This is a genomic window from Collinsella aerofaciens (assembly GCF_015552075.1).
GTDB classification, from domain to species: domain Bacteria; phylum Actinomycetota; class Coriobacteriia; order Coriobacteriales; family Coriobacteriaceae; genus Collinsella; species Collinsella aerofaciens_Y.
The window spans coordinates 1-2554 of the sequence record NZ_JADNDZ010000100.1; the positions used below are offsets into that span (position 1 = coordinate 1).

The window sequence follows — 2554 nt, forward strand, 5'->3', positions numbered from 1 at the left end:
AGGCCCTCGCGGCCTAGTCGCTATTTAGGGCGTCCAAGATTTGGGGCGCAGTTCAATTAAACTGCCAGCGGGCTTTTTCTATAGATGGACTCGAATTAATCGCAAAGTCCTATGCCTCGCGCTCGACCTCGCTCACACACTCATTTTTGATGGTACCGACGAGCGCCTGCAGCGCATCGACCACATGCGGGCGAATGTCCCCGCCAATGAGCACGAGCATGATGTCGTCGCCCACGGTAAGCTCGCCACTCGCCAGCCACACGCGCACATAGCCGATACCCGGCATCGCGCGCGTTGCCTCGATAGCGGCCTGCACCTTTTCGGCATCGAAGCCAAACACCATGCCGCCCACCTTATGCCCAGGCGCCACACCATCTGTCTCGACCCCACGCACCTCGGCCTTGGGCGTCGCACGCACCACGCCGTTGTGTGTCAGGTACATCCCACAATCAGCCGCCGAAACATCGGCCTTGGCTTCGCGCAGCCAAGCATCAACCGAAGGCATCGATTTGCCACTTTCAAGCATCATTTCTCCTTTTTACCGTCGTCGAGTAGCTCATTTGGGACGGGGCTTTTTTAGCTACTCTCGAACAACTTATTCCTCGACCGGCGTGAGCACCATGACGGCGCGCGTATTGCTAAATGACAGCGAACGGCAGGTCACAAGCGTTACGACCTTGGTTGCCGAAGCGGCACGATCGGTGGCATCGCTCGCCACGGCAGAGGCACCGTCGAGCATCTCGGACAGATAATTCTTCAGTCCGTCATCGCCCTCAAAGTTGGGCGTGCGCGCCTTGGCATACGTGTCCTCGACCACCTTGGTCGCCAGCGGGCGCAACTTATACGTCGCATCGCGCGTGATGTAGTACACGTATTCCATGCTGTCGAACGTCGCCTGATCGGTTGTATCCGAAATCACGTTGAACATCGAACCGTCGTTCATATGATGACCGTAAATCGTGGTCTGCTGATCCACCATGCCCGGCGCGGTGTCGTCGCTATCCAGGAAGATGGCTCCCGAGGCATTGGCGGTGCCGTCAAACAGCGTGTTGAGGTACTTGGAGTTGTTGTTGGTCTGCACCACGGGGTAGTTGATGTTGGTGCCGGGCGCGTAAATCCAACCAACAACCTCGGGATTTGTCTGGGCAAGCGCGTTGAAGTCGATAATCGGCACGCCGCTGGCGTCCTTGTCGCTCACATATTGCTTTTCGATCTTTTGATACGACTCGCTCGCCTGCTTGTAGCCAATCTGCGCGTTGATAAAGATGGCGGCAGCGGCAACGATCAGGCCAATGCCGATGATGATGAGCAGAATGGGAATGACGGAGCGGCGCTTTTTGCGCGGCGGCTCGGTATAGCTCGATGGCGCGGTATGCGCCGAAGAGCGAGGTGACTTCTTGGCCGTACTGTATGACGAAGGGCGATATGCAGCAGGTGTATCCTGACGGCGATGCTTCGCCGGCGTCACAGGGCGCGGCGCGCGCGGTTGCTGAGGAGAGGATGTCCGACCCCGCTGCGGCGCGCGGGCCGCTCCCGACTTGGCTGGATCGGGAATCCGAGAAGCCGAAAAACGCTTTCCCTGATAGTCGGACATGGCTCTCCTTATGCTGCAAATGGACTGGCAGAGCGCTTAAGCGTCAGCCATCTCCTGCTTCATCTTCTCGACAACCTTGCGGTACTCGGGGTCGCAGGCGCCCAGAATCTGCGTGGCGTAAATGGCAGCGTTCTTGGCACCGTTGATGGCCACACAGGCAACGGGCACGCCCGAAGGCATCTGCACCATCGACAGCAGCGAGTCCATACCACCCAGATCGCTCGTCTTCATAGGCACGCCGATGACCGGCAGTGGAGTAAACGCAGCCACGACACCGCCCAGGTGAGCAGCCTTGCCGGCAGCAGCGATAATCACCTTGATGCCGCGGTCGGCAGCAGTCGAGGCCCACTCATGGACCTTCGCCGGCGTGCGGTGCGCGCTTGCAATCACGAGCTCATAGGGCACGCCCAGTGCCTCGAGCTCGGCGGTGCAACCTTCCATAACGCCCAGATCGGACTTGGAGCCCATGATGATCCCGACAACCGGCTTCTGATCTGCCATAAACAAAGACCTCCTGTTGAGAGCGGTGACGCGGCGAATCCGCGACCCTTAACTACTGAGAGTAGTATAGCCGCTCCCGTCCCTGCGGTCTGCGTGGTGCTTTGCGGACGGGGCAGGCTTTATCTTCACTCCGGTTGCTTCGCAAAGTCGTTCAGATAAAGCCTGGCCCGCCCGCAAAGCACCCCTCGACCTACCGGGGATTGCCATGACGTACGTTAGCTGAAATAAAAAAGCGTGCCCACCGTCCTTGGGTGGGACGGCGGGCACGTTTGCTTAGTTGTCGCTGGGACTACTCAGCCTTATTGCGACGGTGGAAGAAGGCACCGATCGCAGCGATGATGGCTCCAAGGCCACCGACAGTCGCGACAGTTGCCGCCGTTTGATCGCCAGTAACGGGGATCGCCGAACCGCTCTTCTTGCCGCCCTGGGCCTTGTCGCCTGCGGGCTTGCCCGCCTGGC

Annotated in this window: 4 protein-coding genes; all 4 read right to left on the reverse strand. The window is 59.4% G+C overall.

Translation table 11 applies throughout. The features are described from left to right. Positions 1-109: 109 nt before the first annotated feature. Positions 110-529 carry a molybdenum cofactor biosynthesis protein MoaE gene (locus tag I2D41_RS07730; RefSeq protein WP_229042267.1) on the reverse strand — a complete coding sequence of 140 codons (420 nt, stop codon included), beginning with the start codon at positions 527-529 and terminating at the stop codon, positions 110-112. Between the two features lie 66 nt (positions 530-595). Next, positions 596-1594 (reverse strand): class B sortase, encoded by a 999-nt coding sequence (locus tag I2D41_RS07735; protein WP_195364129.1) that lies wholly within the window; start codon positions 1592-1594, stop codon positions 596-598. Positions 1595-1630: 36 nt separating this feature from the next. Then, positions 1631-2095 (reverse strand): 5-(carboxyamino)imidazole ribonucleotide mutase, encoded by a 465-nt coding sequence (gene purE / locus I2D41_RS07740; RefSeq protein ID WP_138374292.1) that lies wholly within the window; start codon positions 2093-2095, stop codon positions 1631-1633. A gap of 289 nt (positions 2096-2384) precedes the next feature. Beyond that, positions 2385-2495: an LPXTG cell wall anchor domain-containing protein gene (locus I2D41_RS10240; RefSeq protein ID WP_411161271.1), complete on the reverse strand. Its 111-nt coding sequence runs from the start codon at positions 2493-2495 to the stop codon at positions 2385-2387. Between the last annotated feature and the right edge of the window lie 59 nt (positions 2496-2554).